Below are 15,157 nucleotides of genomic sequence, written 5' to 3' on the forward strand. Positions count from 1 at the left end.
CCCGGCGATGTCGCCCGGGCCGTCGCCGCCGCGACCGCCGCCTTTCCCGGCTGGGCCGCGACCGGTCCCGTCGAGCGGGCGGCGGTCGTGCGGCGCCTCTCCGAAGGGCTGAAGGCCCGTACCGAAGAGATCGCGGCCACGATCACCGCCGAGATGGGCGCGCCGATCCAGCTCTCCCGCTTCGCCCAGGCCGGTCTGCCCGTCGCGGTGTCCGCGGCCGTCGCCGGGCTCGCCGCGGACTTCCCGTGGACGGAGGAGATCGGGAATTCGCTGATCGTGCGCGAGCCGATCGGTGTCGTCGGCGCCATCACGCCCTGGAACTTCCCGCTCCAGCAGATCGTCACCAAGGTGGTGCCCGCGCTGCTGGCCGGCAACACCGTGGTCCTCAAGCCCTCCGAGCTGGCCCCGCTGAGCGCGCGCATCCTGGCCGAGGTGGCCGCCGAGGCAGGCCTGCCGGCCGGTGTGCTCAATGTCGTCAACGGCACAGGACCGGTCGTCGGCGAGGCGATCGCCGCGCATCCCGGCGTCGACATGGTGTCCTTCACGGGCTCCACCCGGGCCGGCAAGCGCGTCTCGGTCGTCGCGTCGGACACGGTCAAGCGGGTCGCGCTGGAGCTGGGCGGCAAGTCGGCCAATGTGATCCTGGACGACGCGGACCTCGGCCAGGCCGTCACGCTCGGGGTGACCAACGCCTGGATCAACAGCGGGCAGGTCTGCGGCGCCTGGAGCCGGATGCTGGTCCCGGCGTCCCGGCACGACGAGATCGTGGAGCTGGCGCTCGCCGCCGCCGCGGAGTACACCGTCGGCGATCCGGCCGACGAGAGCACCCGGCTCGGCCCGCTGGTGTCCGAGGCGCAGCGGCAGCGGGTCACCGGTTATATCGAGCGAGGCATCGCCGACGGTGCCACGCTCGTGACCGGCGGGCCCGGCCGGATAGAGGGGCTGGAGTCCGGCAGTTACGTACAGCCGACGATCTTCGCGAACGTCGCCCCCGACGCCGTGATCGCACAGGAGGAGATCTTCGGTCCGGTGCTGTCGGTGATCCCGTACACCGACGAGGAGCAGGCGGTCGAGATCGCCAACAGCACCGTCTACGGGCTGAACGGCGCGGTGTTCGGCGAGCCGGAGCACGCACTCGCCGTCGCCGGGCGGCTGCGAGCCGGTCAGATCGATGTGAACGGTGCCCAGTTCAACCCGCTGGCGCCCTTCGGCGGGTACAAGCAGTCGGGCAACGGCCGTGAGATGGGCGCCTTCGGACTGGCGGAGTTCCTGGAGGTCAAGTCCATCCAGCGGTGACGGTCCCGCCGTACGGGCACGCCATGTGGTCGAGCGGCATGTGGTCGGACGCTATGTGGCCGGGCACCATGTGGCCCGCGCCCCTGGGATTCGTCGTCAGGGGTGCGGGCCGCATACGGTCAGTCCGTGATGTAGTTCTGGAGGCCCGGGACGGTGAGCGTTCCGCCGAACTGGCCTGCCTGTGTCACCTTGACCTCCGTGAAGAAGGCGAACGGTACGTTCAGCGGTGGCGGCGTCCGCGGGCTGAAGGTGATGGGAATGATCCCGAAGAGATTGCCCTTCAACTCCTCGGTGTACATGGTCACTTCGCCGTGGCGGATCGTGGACGTCGAGCCCTCGCGGGCCTTCACATGGCCCGTCCTGCCCTCGGGATAGACCACGGTCTGATGCAGATCGCCGATGTCCACCGAGGTGGCCGTGAACTTCAGCGCCTTCTTCACCTTGCCGCTGCCGGTCTTCACCTCGACGATGCCGTGGTAGTCGAGCCCGCGCAGCGTCAGCAGCGAACTGTGCAGCGTCCAGGGATCGTCCGGCAGCAGCGGGATGCCCTGCTCCTCCTTGGCGGCGGCGAGCGCCTCGGGATCGGGAGTCGGGCAAGGGTACGGCTCCTTGCCGTCGGCGCCCGCCGGGATGTCGTCGTCCTTGTGTGCGTCGAGTCCCTTGGCGTCGTCGTCCAGTTCCTCGACCGTGACGCCGGCTTTCTCGGCCGCGTCCCTGATGGCCTTCTCCGTACCGTCCACCACGGCGCCCGCCGCGCCGCCCGCGCCGTCCCCACCGCCCGCGTCGTCCGGGCGTGCGGGACTGCCCGGCTTCTGCGTGGGCCTGGGCTTGGACGTGGCCTCGGCGGACGGTTCGGCGGCGCCCGGCTTCTGTGTGATGGCCGAGGGCTTCGGTGTCGGCGTGGCCGGTGTCTCCTTGTCGGAGACGCCGAGGATGTCGCCGAGTACATCACCCAGCCCCAGCGGATCCAGCGGATTCTTGGACTTCGCCGGAGTGGGAGTCGGCGTCGGCTTCGCGGTCGATGCCGGCTTCGGCCCGGCTCCGGCGGGAGCGGCGGCATCCTCGGAGTCCGGTCCCTTCACCGGGCTCTCCGCCGCGCCCGACTCCGACGTTCCCGCCTCAGATCCCTCCGAGGCCGACGGCGACTCGCCCGGCGCGGGCGACTGCGAGGGCGACTCGGACGGTGATCCCGACGGGGATGCCGAGGGCGAGGGCGACTCCGACGGGTCCGGATCGTCCGAGCGCGTCACACACGGTCCCGGCGCGAAAGGTATGTCCTTGCTGTCGTCGGCCAGCGCGAGCCTGGGCGTCAGCCCCATGCCCACGAAGACCGCCGTGGGCATGGCCGCCAGGGCGATGGCCTTGCCGGCGGGTATGTGCAGCTTGGTCAGGAGCGACTTCTTCGGAGCCGCGTGGCGCGGCCCTCTCCTCACCCGGGATTCATCGCCTCCGGCCGCGATGGGCTGCGCTTCTTCACCCCGCACTGTTCCTCCCGCCGTTGGCTTGGGCAGTCGTTTCCGTCACGTTCGGGTCCTCCCCGTCGCGCGGTACGGGGAAGGGATCACCGGCCCTGTCGGGTGCCGCCCTGTCAGGTTCGGCCCTTCCGGTTCCGGCCCATCCGGGTTCGGCCCTGCCGGGCTCCGGCGCCTGGTGGGGGATGTGGTGCTCGGCGGCCGGCCGGGGCGGCTTGCCGGGTGCCCAGGAGACGGAGAGCGCGCCGCCGAGCAGGGCGAGCACAAAGCCGATGAGGAAGCCGCCGATGTTGGAGACCGGGAGTGAGACCAGTGCCAGCAGGATCGTGGCCACGCCCGCGAACACCCGGACGATGCTGTGGAACCACATCGTCAGGCCCAGTGTGACCAGCAGTACTCCGATGATCAGCGAACCCGCGCCCGCGGTGGTGGCCATGGCCAGGGTGAGATGCCCGAGCCGCAGATTCGCGTACGGGAAGTAGGCGATCGGCGCTCCGCTCAGCAATGTGAACAGGCCCGCCCAGAACGGCCGGGTGCCTCGCCAGGCACGGAACCGAAGCCGCCAGTAAGTGAATCGTCCTCGGGGACCTGAAGACTCGCCGCTCATGGAAAACCGCTCCCTGGAACCGGTGTTGCAGTGAAAAAGTGTTCGGAGTGTGGTCAGCGTTCGGAGTGTCCTCGGAGCGGGCGGGCGGGACCGTGTCCTACGCTCCACGCCCGCCCTGGGCGTGCTTAGTAGCACTCCTTCTTGGTGCCCGTGTGCAGCTTCAGGCTCAGACCGGTGAGCTTGAAGGTGCCGGCCGTGGTCGCCCACGCCGTCTGCTCCACCTTGGTGAGCGTGGCCAGCCTGGCGCGCTGCGCGAAGCCGAAGGGATTGACCTTCCCTTCCGTTCCGGGCTGGATCTTCGTTCCGTTGCCCGGATCGCCCGCCGCCACACCGATGTCGATGTCGTCGAACTCCGCGTCGGCCTTGAGCTCGGCGACGTCGAGGTAGATGTTCGTTGCCACGACCGGGTTCTTGGCGTCCTGCCCGGCACGCAGCTCAAGGCTGACGTTCCCGAAGATCGGAACGTCCGGAGTGACCACCGACTGGCACATGTTGGTGATCGTGGCCTTGCTGAATCCGGAGACGGCGACCGGATGCGCGGTCTTCTTGCCCTTCAGATCCGTGCCGTCGGCGATGCTTCCGTACTGGACGAAGTCCTCACCGACCAGCCTGTCGGCACTCACCTTGAAGCTCTGGCCGGACACACTGAACGAGGCCGCCAGCGCCCCCTGTGCCAGAGCGACACCTATCGCTGCCGTCGCGGCCACGCTCGGCACCATGACGACCGCGAACCGCTTCCATCTGGTCCCGCCACGCACTTGGGACTCCATGAATTTCCTCCTTCTCGGACGTACATCTCCGGATCGGGTGGGAGCCCGTCCTGGGATGGGAGAAGTGCTACGTCCTCGGGAAGGAGAGCGCCTGGCCCGGAGACGCGGACCGCGTCCGGAACCACCGGCGATCACCCCCGAGCGACAACCACTGGCCACGCCTTCGCGCAACCTCTGGACAGGCCCTGCCGGGAAGGCAGGAACCCCCCTGTCCGGCCCGGCGGCGCTGCCACCGGTCCGCTCGGTGGGGACCCAGGACCGACGGCGCGACTGGTTGCCGTGCTGGTGCGGAATTGGACCGAGCGTCGCCGATCGTGGTCCATTCACGGCCTTGACACAAGGGGGTTCGTTACTGGCTGGTAACGGCCCGATGAGCGGCAGGCGACCCGGCGCCGCCGGGCGGCCACACAGGGTGCCTCCCGACGGTGCGGCACAAGCGGCGAATGCCCCCCATAGCCGGACAGAACAAGGGGGGCGATTTACTGCCAGTAACAGCAGTCGCTTTTATCAAGATTTGGTAAAGCGCGGCGGCTGTTGCCGTTGTGCCGCCGCGTCCATGTGGCGCGGCGGAGAGGCCGGCGGGCACCATCGGGCCGACGGACCGACGGAGAACGCCAGGCCCAACGCCAGGCCCACAGAAAACGTCGGACCGGCCGGAAACGTCAGAAGAGCACTCTCGCGAGGGCCGAACGCGCCGCCGTCACCCGGGGATCGTCACCGCCGATCACCTCGAACAGTTGCAACAGCCGTACGCGCGCCGCCTCCCGCTCGTCACCGAACGTCCGGCGTACGGTCTCGACGAGCCGTCCGAAGGCGTCCTCCACATGGCCGCCGACCAGATCGAGATCGGCCGCGGCGATCTGCGCCTGGACATCGTCCGGCCGCTCCGCCGCGTCCTTGCGGACCTGCGTCTGGTCCATGGCCCGTACCCGGCCGAGCAGTTCGGCCTGGGCGAGGCCGAGCTTGGCCTCCGTATTGCCGGGATCGTCGGCGAGCACATTGCGGTACGCCTGGGCCGCGCCGCCGAAGTCATTGGCGTCCAGCGCCTGTACGGCCGCCTCCAGCAGCGCGTCGTACGGTCCTGCCGGAACGACCCTCTCCGCCGGGCCCTCCGCCTCCGCGCCGGGATCGACGGCGATACCGGTGAGCCCGAAGCGCTCCTCACCGACCTGGATCAGCTGATCGAGCGTCTGACGGATCTGGGCCTCCGGAGCCGCGCCCTGGAAGAGCGGCAGCGCCTGTCCGGCCACCACCGCGAAGACCGCCGGGATGCCCTGGATCCCGAACTGCTGCATCAGCATCTGATTGGCGTCGACATCGATCTTGGCGAGGACGAACCGGCCGTTGTACTCCCGCGCCAGCCGCTCCAGCACCGGACTGAGCTGCTTGCACGGCTCGCACCACTCGGCCCAGAAGTCGATGACGACCGGGACCTCCGTGGAACGCTGGAGGACATCGCGCTCGAAGCCCGCCTCATCGACGTCGGTCACCAGACTGGACGGAGGGACGGCACCGGTGCCTCCCTGGCGGGCCGCCTCGGCACGGGCCTGCTCCGCCTTCGCCTTGGCCTCGTTGGCCGCCTTCACCGCGGCGAGGTCGACGACGCCGCTCATGGACATGTTCCTAGGCTGCATGAGTACATCCTCCCCCTTCCGCGCGCACTTCAGAAAAGCGGTGCGTACACCGCGGTTCGACGCGCGGTCCCCACCTCGCGTCTTGTGGTTGTCGCCGCGGGCCCGTCAAGGCCCCCCACCGGCCTCTGTCACAAGCGTTACAGGCTTTCGCTACGACTCGTAGCGTAACTCCCGGCTCCGGGCCACAGGTGAGATCTTTCCGGTGAACTGGCTCACAACACATTCTCCACCAGCCGATATGGTCGCCGTCATGCGCAGCAGCCACAGCCGTCCCGTCGATGCGCCTACGTCCCGTACGGGCCGCCCGCGCAGCGCCGAGGCCGACGCGGCGATCCTGGCGGCGACCAGGGCCGCTCTGGTGGAACTGGGCTGGCCCAAGTTGACGATGAGCGATGTGGCGAGCCGCGCGGGCGTCGCCAAGACCACGCTCTACCGGCGCTGGCCGGGCAAGAGCGAGCTGGTGGTGGACGCGGTCGCGGCGCTCTTCGACGAGCTCGAACTCCCGGGCTCCGACAGCCTCGTCACCGATATCGAGGACGTGGTGCTCCAGTTCGCGGCGCTGCTGGAGCGGCCGGAGGCCAAGACCGCGCTGATGGCGGTGGTCGCGGAGGCCACGAGGGACGAGGCGCTGCGGCAGCGTATCCGTACCTCGATCGTGGACCGCCAGAAGCGGCTGGTGCTGCTCGGGCGCGAGCGCGCGCAGGCCCGTGGCGAACTTCCCCGCGAGCCGGACGCCGCGACGGCCGCCCGTACCGCGGATCTGATCTTCGATGTGATCGCCGGCACGGTGGTCCACCGCGCGCTGGTCAGCGCGGAGCCGGTCGACCGGCAGTGGGCGCGCACCTTCACGGCCCTGTTGCTGGGCGGCCTGTCGGCCGTAACCTCCGGGCCCTGAGGGTGGCGCCCTGCTGGTGCTACCGCGCCAGACGGCCCAGCAGCGACGAGGCCGCCGCGATGCCCACGACCGCCGCGAACGCCAGCACGCCGTAGTCCAGCAGCAGATGGGACGGCGTACCGAGCAGCAGCCCGCGCAGGGCGTCCACTTGATAGCTCAGCGGATTGATCTTGCTGATCACCTGGAGCCAGCCGGGCATGATCGCCACCGGATAGAGCGCGTTCGACGCGAAGAACAGCGGCATGGTGATGGCCTGGCCGATGCCCATCAGCCGGTCACGCGTCAGCACGATCCCGGCGATCGTCATCGACAGACACGAGAAGAAGGCCGAGCCGAGGACCACCGCGACCGCGACGCCGAGCAGCTTCAGCGGATTCCAGGTCAGTCCCACACCCAGGGCCGTCGCGATGACGATCACCACCACCGCCTGGATCAGCGCCTTGACGCCGGACGCGAACGCCTTGCCGCTGATCAGGGCGGCTCTCGGCGTCGGAGTGACCAGGAGTTTGGTCAGTATGCCCGCGTCCCGCTCCCAGATGATCATGATCCCGTAGAAGATCGCGATGAACATCGCGGACTGGGCGATGATGCCGGGCGCGAGAAAGTCGATGTACGGGATGCCGCCGGTCGGGATGGCCCTGATCCGGGTGAAGGTCTCACCGAAGATCAGCAGCCACAGCGCGGGCTGGATGGCCCGGGTGTACAGCTCGGTACGGTCGTGGCGCAGCTTCTGGAGCTCGACCGCGCACATCGCCATGACCCGGGCGGGCAGCACCTGCCAGCCGGTACGGGCGCGCGGCGGCTTGAGCAGCAGACCGATCCGGGCGGGATCGAGGCCCTCAGCCGACCCGGGACGCTGTACGGCGCGTGTTCCTGACATCGCGGAAGTCGCCTCCTTCCTCGTCCAGTCCTCGGCCCGCCACCTCGCGGAAGACGTCTTCCAGCGTCGGCATGGCGTCGTCCTTCGCCACCGGCTCACCCTTCGCCGTGCCGGCCTCCGCCGTTTCGGCCGAGGCCCTGCGGCGCTCGCGCAGCTCGGTCCTCAGCTCGTCCGGAGTGCCGAGGGCATGGATCCGGCCGCGGTTCATCAGCCCGACCCGGTCGCAGTACTGCTCGGCCTCGTCCATGTAGTGCGTGGTCACCAGTACGGTCATGCCTGTGGCGTGCCGTACGGCGTTGATGTGCTCCCAGACGCTGGTACGGGCGATCGGGTCGAGTCCGATCGTCGGCTCGTCCAGCATCAGCAGCCGAGGCGCGCTGACCAGCGCCTGCGCGAGTTCGAGACGGCGGATCATGCCACCGGAGTAGGTCTTGGCCATCCGGTCGGCCGCGCTCGTCAGATCGACGGCCTCCAGCGCCTGCGCGACACGTTCGGCGCGCTCGCGGCGCGGGACGTCGAAGACCCGGGCGAAGAGCGTCACATTCTCGCGGCCGGTGAGCTGGGCGTCGGCGGAGAGCTGCTGCGGTACATAGCCCAGCAGACGGCGTACGGCCATCTTCTCCGTGGCCGCGTCGTGCCCGAACACCCGCACCATGCCCGCGGGAACGGGCAGCAGAGTGGTGATACAGCGGATCGCGGTCGTCTTGCCCGCGCCGTTGGGACCGAGCAGTCCGAAGACCTCGCCCGCGCGGACGGAGAGGTCGAGGTGGGAGACGGCCTTGGTGTCACCGAAGGAGTACTCCAGGCCACGGCAGCTCACGGCCTCGGTGCCGAGGTCGGTACCGGTACCGGTACCAGCGCCCGTACCGGTACCTGTGCCGGTGGTGGCATTGGCCGTATCGGTGGTGGTGCTTGCGGCTCTGTCCGTCATACGCCCTCCACTTCCTCATGCAGGTTCTGGGCGAGCTTGCGCAGTGCCGGAAGGGCCGCGGCCAGGGCCGCGCGCTCCTCGTCCGTCAGCCGGGCCACCTGTTCCCGTACCAGCGCGGAGCGCCGCGCCTCCCAGTCCGCCAGCCGCGAGGTGGCCGCCTGGGTGGGCAGCAGCAGCGCGGACCTGCGGTCGGACGGATCGGTCTCCCGGCGCAGATATCCGGCCCTGCTGAGCTGATTGACCAGGGTGGAGACCGAGTTCCCGGCGAGATACAGCTCTTTGGCCGCCGCCGACACCCGGATCCCGGGCCGCGCCGCGACCAGCCGCAGCAGCTCGATCTGCGCGCCGCGCAGCCGCGGCGCCGTCATCCCTTCACGCAGCCGGCGCCGGACCATCCGCTGGACGCCCGCCAGTACATCGGCGAGCGAGTCAGGAAACTCAGCTGTGGTCATACCATCACTTTAGCTCTGACTAAGAGCTAACTGCCAGGACGCGAGGGGAAAAGGCCGACGGCGGCTCCGGCGAACGCCGACGGCCGCCCCCGGAAAGAGGGCGGCCGTCAGTGGCTTGCGCCAGGGCTCAGAAGCCGGGCGGCTCCGTGTACGTGCCCCACTCGTCCCGCAGAACGCCGCAGATCTCGCCGAGCGTGGCCTCCGCCCGTACCGCCTCCAGCATCGGGCCGATCATGTTCGAGCCGTCGCGCGCCGCGGCCAGCATGGCCTCCAGACCAGCGCGCACCCGGGCGTCGTCGCGGGCGCCCTTGCGCTCCGCGAGCACCTTCACCTGCTCGCGCTCGACCTCATGGCTGACCCGCAGGATCTCCAGATCGCCGGTGACCGAGCCATGGTGCACATTGACGCCGACGACCCGCTTGTCGCCCTTCTCCAGCGAGCGCTGGTACTGGAACGCCGACTCGGCGATCTCGCCCGTGAACCAGCCGTCCTCTATCCCGCGCAGAATGCCGGAGGTGACAGGGCCGATCGGGTGACGCCCGTCCGGGTGGGCCCGCAGTCCGCGCTCCTTGATCCGGTCGAAGATCTTCTCGGCGTCGGCCTCGATACGGTCGGTGAGCTGCTCGACATACCAGGAGCCGCCGAGCGGATCGGCCACATTGGCCACGCCCGTCTCCTCCATCAGTACCTGCTGCGTGCGCAGCGCGATCTCCGCGGCCTGTTCGCTCGGCAGGGCGAGAGTCTCGTCCAGCGCGTTGGTGTGCAGGGAGTTCGTACCGCCGAGGACGGCCGCCAGCGCCTCCACCGCCGTCCGTACGACGTTGTTGTACGGCTGCTGCGCGGTCAGCGAGACGCCCGCCGTCTGTGTGTGGAAGCGGAGCCACTGCGCCTTGTCGGTCCTCGCTCCGTACACCTCCCTCATCCAGCGCGCCCAGATCCGCCGGGCCGCGCGGAACTTCGCGATCTCCTCGAAGAAGTCGAGATGCGCGTCGAAGAAGAAGGAGAGCCCGGACGCGAAGGTGTCCACGTCCAGACCACGGCTGAGGCCCAGCTCCACATAGCCGAAGCCGTCGGCCAGGGTGTACGCCAGCTCCTGCGCGGCCGTCGCGCCCGCCTCGCGGATGTGGTAGCCGGAGACCGAGAGCGGCTTGTACGCGGGGATGGAGCGCGCGCAGTGCTCCATCAGATCGCCGATCAGCCGGAGATGCGGCTCGGGCTGGAAGAGCCACTCCTTCTGGGCGATGTACTCCTTGAAGATGTCGGTCTGGAGCGTGCCGTTGAGCACCGCCGGATCGACGCCCTGTCGCTCCGCCGCGACGAGGTACATGCAGAAGACCGGGATGGCGGGCCCGCTGATCGTCATCGAGGTGGTGACATCGCCGAGCGGGATGTCACCGAAGAGGATCTCCATGTCGGCGGCCGAGTCGATGGCGACACCGCAGTGGCCGACCTCGCCGAGCGCGCGCGGATCGTCGGAGTCACGGCCCATGAGCGTCGGCATGTCGAAGGCGACGGAGAGCCCGCCGCCGCCCGCGGCCAGAATCATCTTGTAGCGCTCGTTGGTCTGGAGGGCGTTGCCGAAGCCGGCGAACTGGCGGATGGTCCACGTACGGCCGCGGTAGCCGGTCGGATGGAGTCCTCGGGTGAAGGGATACTCACCGGGCCAGCCGATCCGCTCGAATCCCGCGTAGGTGTCGCCGGGCCGGGGCCCGTAGACCGGCTCCACGGGATCACCGGAGAGCGTCGTGAAGTCCGCGTCGCGCTTGCGGGCCTTGTCGTAGCGAGCCTGCCAGCGCTGGCGGCCCTCGTCGATCGCGTCAGCGTCCATGCCTTCAAATTTACTAGGACGTCCAAGTAAATGTCGATGGCAACCGCCCGCACGTTCGTCCGCGCGGGCGGAAAGGGCGGCCGTCAGGCCTTGACGAGGGCGGGATCACTCTCCGCGAGCCGCACCCTGACCTCGCGGGTGACTCTCGGCTCGACGAAGAAGGACGCCACGGGGATACAGCCGGCGGCCAGCACCCAGAGCAGCTTGCCGAAGGGCCACTTCATCTTGGAGCCCAGATCGAAGGCGAAGATCACATAGATGATGAAGAGCACACCGTGGATCTGGGAGATCAGCATCGTGTCGCCGGTGTCGAACCCGTACTTCATGACGATCGCCACGGTGAAGACCAGCAGCCATACGGCGGTGACATACGCCATCACCCGATAGCGGGAGAGCACGCTTTGTTTCATGGCGACGAGCGTAACGGGACGCGATCGGCGGTCTTCGGGCGGCCCGTACGCGGCGGGCTCGCGCCCGGAAGGCGTCGCGGTACGGCTCGTACACCGGAGCCCGCACCCGCGCGGCTGACGCCCGCTACTCCTCGAAGTCCCGCGCCGCCACCCGTAGCGGGCGCAGCATCGCGAAGATCTCCGCGCACTCCTCGGCGTCGTACGCCCCGAGCCCGAAGTCCATCTCCATCAGATCGCGGGTGGCGGCCTCCACCACCTCGCGGCCCTTGTCCGTGATGGAGGCGAGTGTGCCGCGTCCGTCGCTGGGATTGGGCCGCTTGTCGACCAGTCCCGAGGTCACCAGCCGGTCCACGGTGTTGGTGACCGAGGTCGGATGGACCATGAGCCGCTCGCCGATCTTGGACATCGGCAGCTCGCCCTCCTTGGAGAAGGTGAGCAGCACCAGCGCCTCGTACCGGGCGAAGGTCAGTCCGTACGGCTTGACCACGGCGTCGACACCGGCGAGCAGGATCTGGTGCGCGCGCATGATCGAGGTGATGGCGCCCATGGCGGGAACCGGACCCCAGCGCCGCCGCCAGTGCTCGTCGGCGCGGGCGATGGGATCGAACGGGAGGTTGAGCGGCTTCGGCACGGCATCGACCTTACCCACTGGTCATATAGCGGTCAGCCCTGTCTCGCCCTTCGGTCCGACCGGTCCCGGCCGACGGGTACCTCGCGGTGTCGCAGCCCGGCAGCGTTGTGCCGTTATGTCACGATTAGCCATCCTTGACCTGCCCAGGCACCAGTCACCGCATCCCAGTCACCACATCCAGTCCACCACTCCCCGGTGGTCAGCCGTCGTCCGAGGGGGCTGTATGTCCGGCCGCAGACCGCACCGCTCGTACTCACTCACCGCCGCCTTCACCGCCGCCGTCACGACCGTTCTGGCGCTGACGGCCGCCGCCTGCTCCTCGTCCTCCTCCGACTCCCGGCGGGCCTCCGCCGGTGAGCAGACCGCCACGGCGGTCCAGGGCGAGGCGGCCCGGGGCGAGACCGTCCCCACGGCCGGTGGGCCTTTCTGGATCGATCCGGAGAGCGACGCGGCGCGCCAGGTCAGACAGTGGGAGAAGGAGGGCCGCGCGGACGACGCGAAGGCCCTGAGGCGGATCTCGGAGCGAGCGGTGGCGGAGTGGCCGGCCGGGGACGATCCCGTTCCGGAGATCAGCAGGGCGGTACGGGGCGCCGCCGCGGACAAGCGGACGGCGGTCTTCGTCGCCTACAACATCCCGCACCGCGACTGCGGCCTGTACTCGGCGGGCGGCGCGCACGACGCGGCGTACTACCGGGAGTGGATCGACGCCTTCGCCGACGCCATCGGTGACGCTCCGGCCATCGTGATCCTGGAGCCGGACGCCGTACCGCATCTCGCGGACGGCTGCACTCCGGCCCAGCACCACGCCGAGCGGTACGAGCTGCTCGCCCACGCGATCAGCCGGCTGAAGCGACAGCCGAAGACCAAGGTCTATCTGGACGCCGGCAACCCGGCCTGGATCTCCGATCCGGCGAGACTCGCCGAGCCGCTCAAACGGGCCGGGATCGAAGCGGCCGACGGCTTCTCGCTCAATGTGTCCAACTTCCAGACGAACGACACGGTCAAGACGTTCGGCACCCGGCTCTCGGGCCTCCTCGGCGACGCCCACTTCACCGTCGACACCAGCAGAAACGGCGTCGGCCCGCTCTCGGGCGACCGGGACGAGGCCTGGTGCAACCCACCGGGCCGCGCCCTCGGCACACCGCCGACCACCAACACCGGCAACGAACTGCTCGACGCCTACCTCTGGATCAAACGTCCGGGCGAATCCGACGGCCCCTGCCGGGGCGGCCCCACGGCCGGCACCTGGTGGCCCGACTACGCCCTTGGCCTGGCCAGGAAGGCCAGGGCGTAACCTCACTCCACCAGCAGCCACTTCGCTTCGGACGGTGTGCCCGCTGTGTCCGTGACGAAGAGCATGTACCAGCCCGGAGGGACCAGGGTGCGGTCCTTGGGGACCTCTATCGTCACCGTGTCCTTGGTTCTGGTCAGGCCCACCTCTATCGAGCGCTGTTCGACGTCCGTCGTGTGGGTCACCGCGCTCGGGCGCATCAGACGGGCCTTGGTTATGCGGTCCGGTTTCGCCGTGCGGAAGGTCGCCCGGCCGTCGTGGTCCGTGCGGCGCGGGCCCTCGCCCAGGGCCGGACGGTTCTTGTCGGAGGCGCGGTCGCCCTGGAGATAGGGCGGCGTGTAGATCTCCACGCGCTGTTCGAAGGTGCCGAGCTTGGTGTTGTCCGCGTCGTCGAAGAGCGGGTCCGAGCCGAAGGTGACCACCCGGCCGTCCGGCAGCAGCAGCGCCTCCGAGTGGTAGTTGCGGCCCACGGTCGGATCGGCCGCGCGGCGGAAGGAGTTGGTCGCCGGATCGTAGAACTGCGCCTTGAGGATGTCGCTGGCGCTGCGCCCGCGGTAGTCCGAGGAGCCGCCGGTGGTGAACACCGAGTCGTCGGGCAGCAGCACACTGCTCAGATAGCGCGTGCCCTGCGGCAGCCGAGGCCCTTCCTGGAACGTCGGGCTCTCCTTGTTCAGGTCGATGATCGCCGTACGCGGCGTGGCCTTGGCCGACTCGCCGACACCTCCGCCGCCGAGCAGCATCACCCGCTGGTCCTGGACCGGCGCCAGCATCAGCGAGGCCGAGGTCTCGGTCTGGTCGCCGTCGGTGAGCCCGTCGACCGGAGTGAAGGTGTTCTTCACGGGATCCCACACACCCGGCCGCCGGCCCTTGTCGGCGGGTCCGTACCCGGCGTTGGATCCCGAGTAGAAAAGCTTTCCGCCCTTGGTCAGAAAGAGCGCCGGATAGGTCGGGAAGTACCGTTCCGGGCCCTTGGACCACTTCTTGGTCTTCGGGTCGTAGAGCTCGTTGTAGCCGGTGAGCACCGCGCCGACATCGTCCAGGCCCGAGACGGCGAGCACCCTGCCGTCGTCCAGACCGACCAGCGTGGGATACCAGCGGGCCTCCTTCATCGGGTCCACCGGGATGTACTTCTCGGCCGCCGGATCGAACTCGTACGCGGACCTGATGCCCTGGAAGTCCTGCTTCTCCGTGGTGAGTTTCTGCGCCAGACCGTAGAGGTTGTCCGCGTCCTTGCCCTTGAGACCGACGATCTCGTACTGCGCGGCCTGCGTGGTCAGCGCCTGCGGGCCCTCTTTGACCGCCTCCACGAAGACCCGTGCCTCACCGGCCGTGACCTTGGTCTTCCAGGGCAGCATCCGGTCGCCCTTCCCGTATCCGACCTGGAGCTGCTTCTTCGCCTTCGGCACGGTGACATCGGTCGTGCTGACGTACTCGACGCCCGACGGAGAGCGGAAGCGGGTGCCCTTCTTGAATGTGTAGGACCGGTCCGGGTTCTCGTTCTTGACGCGCATACCGCCGCCCGCGCGCCGGATCTCGCCGTCGAGCACCTCGTAGCGCGCCGTGCCGCCCGCCACCAGCAGCCGGCCGTCCGGGAGCTGGGCGTGGCCCGAGCAGAAGAAGTCCTCCGGAGTGGGGATCTTCTTGAAGCTGTTGTCGGCCGGATTCCACAGGATCGTGTCGAACGATCCCTCGTCGAACTTCTTCTGGTTGTTGCCCGAGCCGGCGACGATCAGCACCTTGCCGGTGTGCAGCAGGGCCGCGTGGATCGCGTTCGTACGGAACTCCTTCGGGACGTCGAGCCTCGCCCAGGAGCCGTACTGCCGCTTGTAGCCCGGCTGCGCGATCTTGTACGCGTGGTACTTCTCCTGGGCGAAGGAGAAGGCCGCGGGAGCGTTGAGCCCCACGAGTACGACCAGCGCTCCGCCGCCCAGCAGCGTCTTCTTGAACTTCGTCGACGGTGTGAACTTCTTCGACGGTTCGTACCCGTTGGAGTTGGACCCATCGGACTGGGACCCATCGGAGTCGGACCCGTAGAAGTTGGACCCGTAGGAGGCCATGGC

14 protein-coding genes are annotated in these 15,157 nt (G+C 69.0%); 3 read left to right on the forward strand and 11 right to left on the reverse strand.

Annotated elements, in window-relative coordinates; all coding sequences use genetic code 11:
• The coding region (locus GA0115259_RS21825; RefSeq protein WP_107469244.1) for an aldehyde dehydrogenase family protein at nt 1-1,296 on the forward strand (1,296 nt) is incomplete at its 5' end.
• A 119-nt stretch (nt 1,297-1,415) separates the two neighbouring features.
• On the opposite strand, the gene GA0115259_RS21830 is transcribed toward GA0115259_RS21825, so the two are convergent.
• From GA0115259_RS21830 to GA0115259_RS21850, 4 genes are all read right to left on the reverse strand, one after another.
• Complete coding sequence (locus GA0115259_RS21830; protein WP_093599843.1) at nt 1,416-2,780, reverse strand: hypothetical protein; 1,365 nt, start codon at nt 2,778-2,780, stop codon at nt 1,416-1,418.
• Nucleotides 2,770-3,375, reverse strand: a complete 606-nt coding sequence (locus GA0115259_RS21835; RefSeq protein WP_093599846.1) for a DUF6114 domain-containing protein — start codon at nt 3,373-3,375, stop codon at nt 2,770-2,772. The genes GA0115259_RS21830 and GA0115259_RS21835 overlap by 11 nt, the downstream gene beginning before the upstream one ends.
• Before the next feature lie 125 nt (nt 3,376-3,500).
• Nucleotides 3,501-4,145, reverse strand: coding sequence for a DUF6230 family protein (locus GA0115259_RS21840; RefSeq protein WP_093599849.1), 645 nt, complete (start codon nt 4,143-4,145; stop codon nt 3,501-3,503).
• A 662-nt stretch (nt 4,146-4,807) separates the two neighbouring features.
• Nucleotides 4,808-5,779 carry a tetratricopeptide repeat protein gene (locus GA0115259_RS21850; RefSeq protein WP_093599852.1) on the reverse strand — a complete coding sequence of 324 codons (972 nt, stop codon included), beginning with the start codon at nt 5,777-5,779 and terminating at the stop codon, nt 4,808-4,810.
• 250 nt (nt 5,780-6,029) lie between these two features.
• Here GA0115259_RS21850 and GA0115259_RS21855 point away from each other — a divergent pair, with 250 nt between their 5' ends.
• Nucleotides 6,030-6,674 carry a TetR/AcrR family transcriptional regulator gene (locus GA0115259_RS21855; RefSeq protein WP_237540293.1) on the forward strand — a complete coding sequence of 215 codons (645 nt, stop codon included), beginning with the start codon at nt 6,030-6,032 and terminating at the stop codon, nt 6,672-6,674.
• Between the two features lie 19 nt (nt 6,675-6,693).
• Here the strand turns inward: GA0115259_RS21855 and GA0115259_RS21860 are convergent, their stop codons facing one another.
• From GA0115259_RS21860 to GA0115259_RS21885, 6 genes are all read right to left on the reverse strand, one after another.
• Nucleotides 6,694-7,554, reverse strand: coding sequence for an ABC transporter permease (locus tag GA0115259_RS21860; protein WP_093599858.1), 861 nt, complete (start codon nt 7,552-7,554; stop codon nt 6,694-6,696).
• Complete coding sequence (locus GA0115259_RS21865; RefSeq protein WP_093599862.1) at nt 7,514-8,485, reverse strand: ABC transporter ATP-binding protein; 972 nt, start codon at nt 8,483-8,485, stop codon at nt 7,514-7,516. Before GA0115259_RS21865 ends, GA0115259_RS21860 begins: the two co-directional genes overlap by 41 nt.
• Nucleotides 8,482-8,937, reverse strand: a complete 456-nt coding sequence (locus GA0115259_RS21870) for a MarR family winged helix-turn-helix transcriptional regulator (RefSeq protein WP_093599865.1) — start codon at nt 8,935-8,937, stop codon at nt 8,482-8,484. The genes GA0115259_RS21865 and GA0115259_RS21870 overlap by 4 nt, the downstream gene beginning before the upstream one ends.
• 127 nt (nt 8,938-9,064) lie before the next feature.
• Nucleotides 9,065-10,765, reverse strand: a complete 1,701-nt coding sequence (locus GA0115259_RS21875) for an acyl-CoA mutase large subunit family protein (RefSeq protein WP_093599868.1) — start codon at nt 10,763-10,765, stop codon at nt 9,065-9,067.
• An 83-nt stretch (nt 10,766-10,848) separates the two neighbouring features.
• Nucleotides 10,849-11,175, reverse strand: coding sequence for a DUF3817 domain-containing protein (locus tag GA0115259_RS21880; RefSeq protein WP_093599871.1), 327 nt, complete (start codon nt 11,173-11,175; stop codon nt 10,849-10,851).
• 124 nt (nt 11,176-11,299) lie between these two features.
• A complete protein-coding gene (locus tag GA0115259_RS21885) occupies nt 11,300-11,806 on the reverse strand; it encodes a MarR family winged helix-turn-helix transcriptional regulator (protein ID WP_093599874.1) in 507 nt (168 codons plus the stop codon).
• Between the two features lie 223 nt (nt 11,807-12,029).
• Between GA0115259_RS21885 and GA0115259_RS21890 the strand changes: the two genes are divergently transcribed.
• Nucleotides 12,030-13,100 carry a glycoside hydrolase family 6 protein gene (locus GA0115259_RS21890; RefSeq protein WP_093599877.1) on the forward strand — a complete coding sequence of 357 codons (1,071 nt, stop codon included), beginning with the start codon at nt 12,030-12,032 and terminating at the stop codon, nt 13,098-13,100.
• 2 nt (nt 13,101-13,102) lie between these two features.
• Here GA0115259_RS21890 and GA0115259_RS21895 read toward each other — a convergent pair whose 3' ends face one another.
• Complete coding sequence (locus GA0115259_RS21895) at nt 13,103-15,154, reverse strand: radical copper oxidase GlxA (protein WP_093599880.1); 2,052 nt, start codon at nt 15,152-15,154, stop codon at nt 13,103-13,105.
• Nucleotides 15,155-15,157: the final 3 nt, after the last annotated feature.

This window comes from Streptomyces sp. MnatMP-M17, assembly GCF_900091995.1.
Classification (GTDB): domain Bacteria; phylum Actinomycetota; class Actinomycetes; order Streptomycetales; family Streptomycetaceae; genus Streptomyces.

What these genes read in the sequence shown, in the direction of transcription:
- GA0115259_RS21835 (WP_093599846.1), bottom strand. Translation starts at nt 3,375, where the DNA reads ATGAGCGGCGAGTCTTCAGGTCCCCGAGGACGATTCACTTACTGGCGG.
- GA0115259_RS21840 (WP_093599849.1), bottom strand. Translation starts at nt 4,145, where the DNA reads ATGGAGTCCCAAGTGCGTGGCGGGACCAGATGGAAGCGGTTCGCGGTC.
- GA0115259_RS21850 (WP_093599852.1), bottom strand. Translation starts at nt 5,779, where the DNA reads ATGCAGCCTAGGAACATGTCCATGAGCGGCGTCGTCGACCTCGCCGCG.
- GA0115259_RS21855 (WP_237540293.1), top strand. Translation starts at nt 6,030, where the DNA reads ATGCGCAGCAGCCACAGCCGTCCCGTCGATGCGCCTACGTCCCGTACG.
- GA0115259_RS21860 (WP_093599858.1), bottom strand. Translation starts at nt 7,554, where the DNA reads ATGTCAGGAACACGCGCCGTACAGCGTCCCGGGTCGGCTGAGGGCCTC.
- GA0115259_RS21865 (WP_093599862.1), bottom strand. Translation starts at nt 8,485, where the DNA reads ATGACGGACAGAGCCGCAAGCACCACCACCGATACGGCCAATGCCACC.
- GA0115259_RS21870 (WP_093599865.1), bottom strand. Translation starts at nt 8,937, where the DNA reads ATGACCACAGCTGAGTTTCCTGACTCGCTCGCCGATGTACTGGCGGGC.
- GA0115259_RS21875 (WP_093599868.1), bottom strand. Translation starts at nt 10,765, where the DNA reads ATGGACGCTGACGCGATCGACGAGGGCCGCCAGCGCTGGCAGGCTCGC.
- GA0115259_RS21880 (WP_093599871.1), bottom strand. Translation starts at nt 11,175, where the DNA reads ATGAAACAAAGCGTGCTCTCCCGCTATCGGGTGATGGCGTATGTCACC.
- GA0115259_RS21890 (WP_093599877.1), top strand. Translation starts at nt 12,030, where the DNA reads ATGTCCGGCCGCAGACCGCACCGCTCGTACTCACTCACCGCCGCCTTC.
- GA0115259_RS21895 (WP_093599880.1), bottom strand. Translation starts at nt 15,154, where the DNA reads ATGGCCTCCTACGGGTCCAACTTCTACGGGTCCGACTCCGATGGGTCC.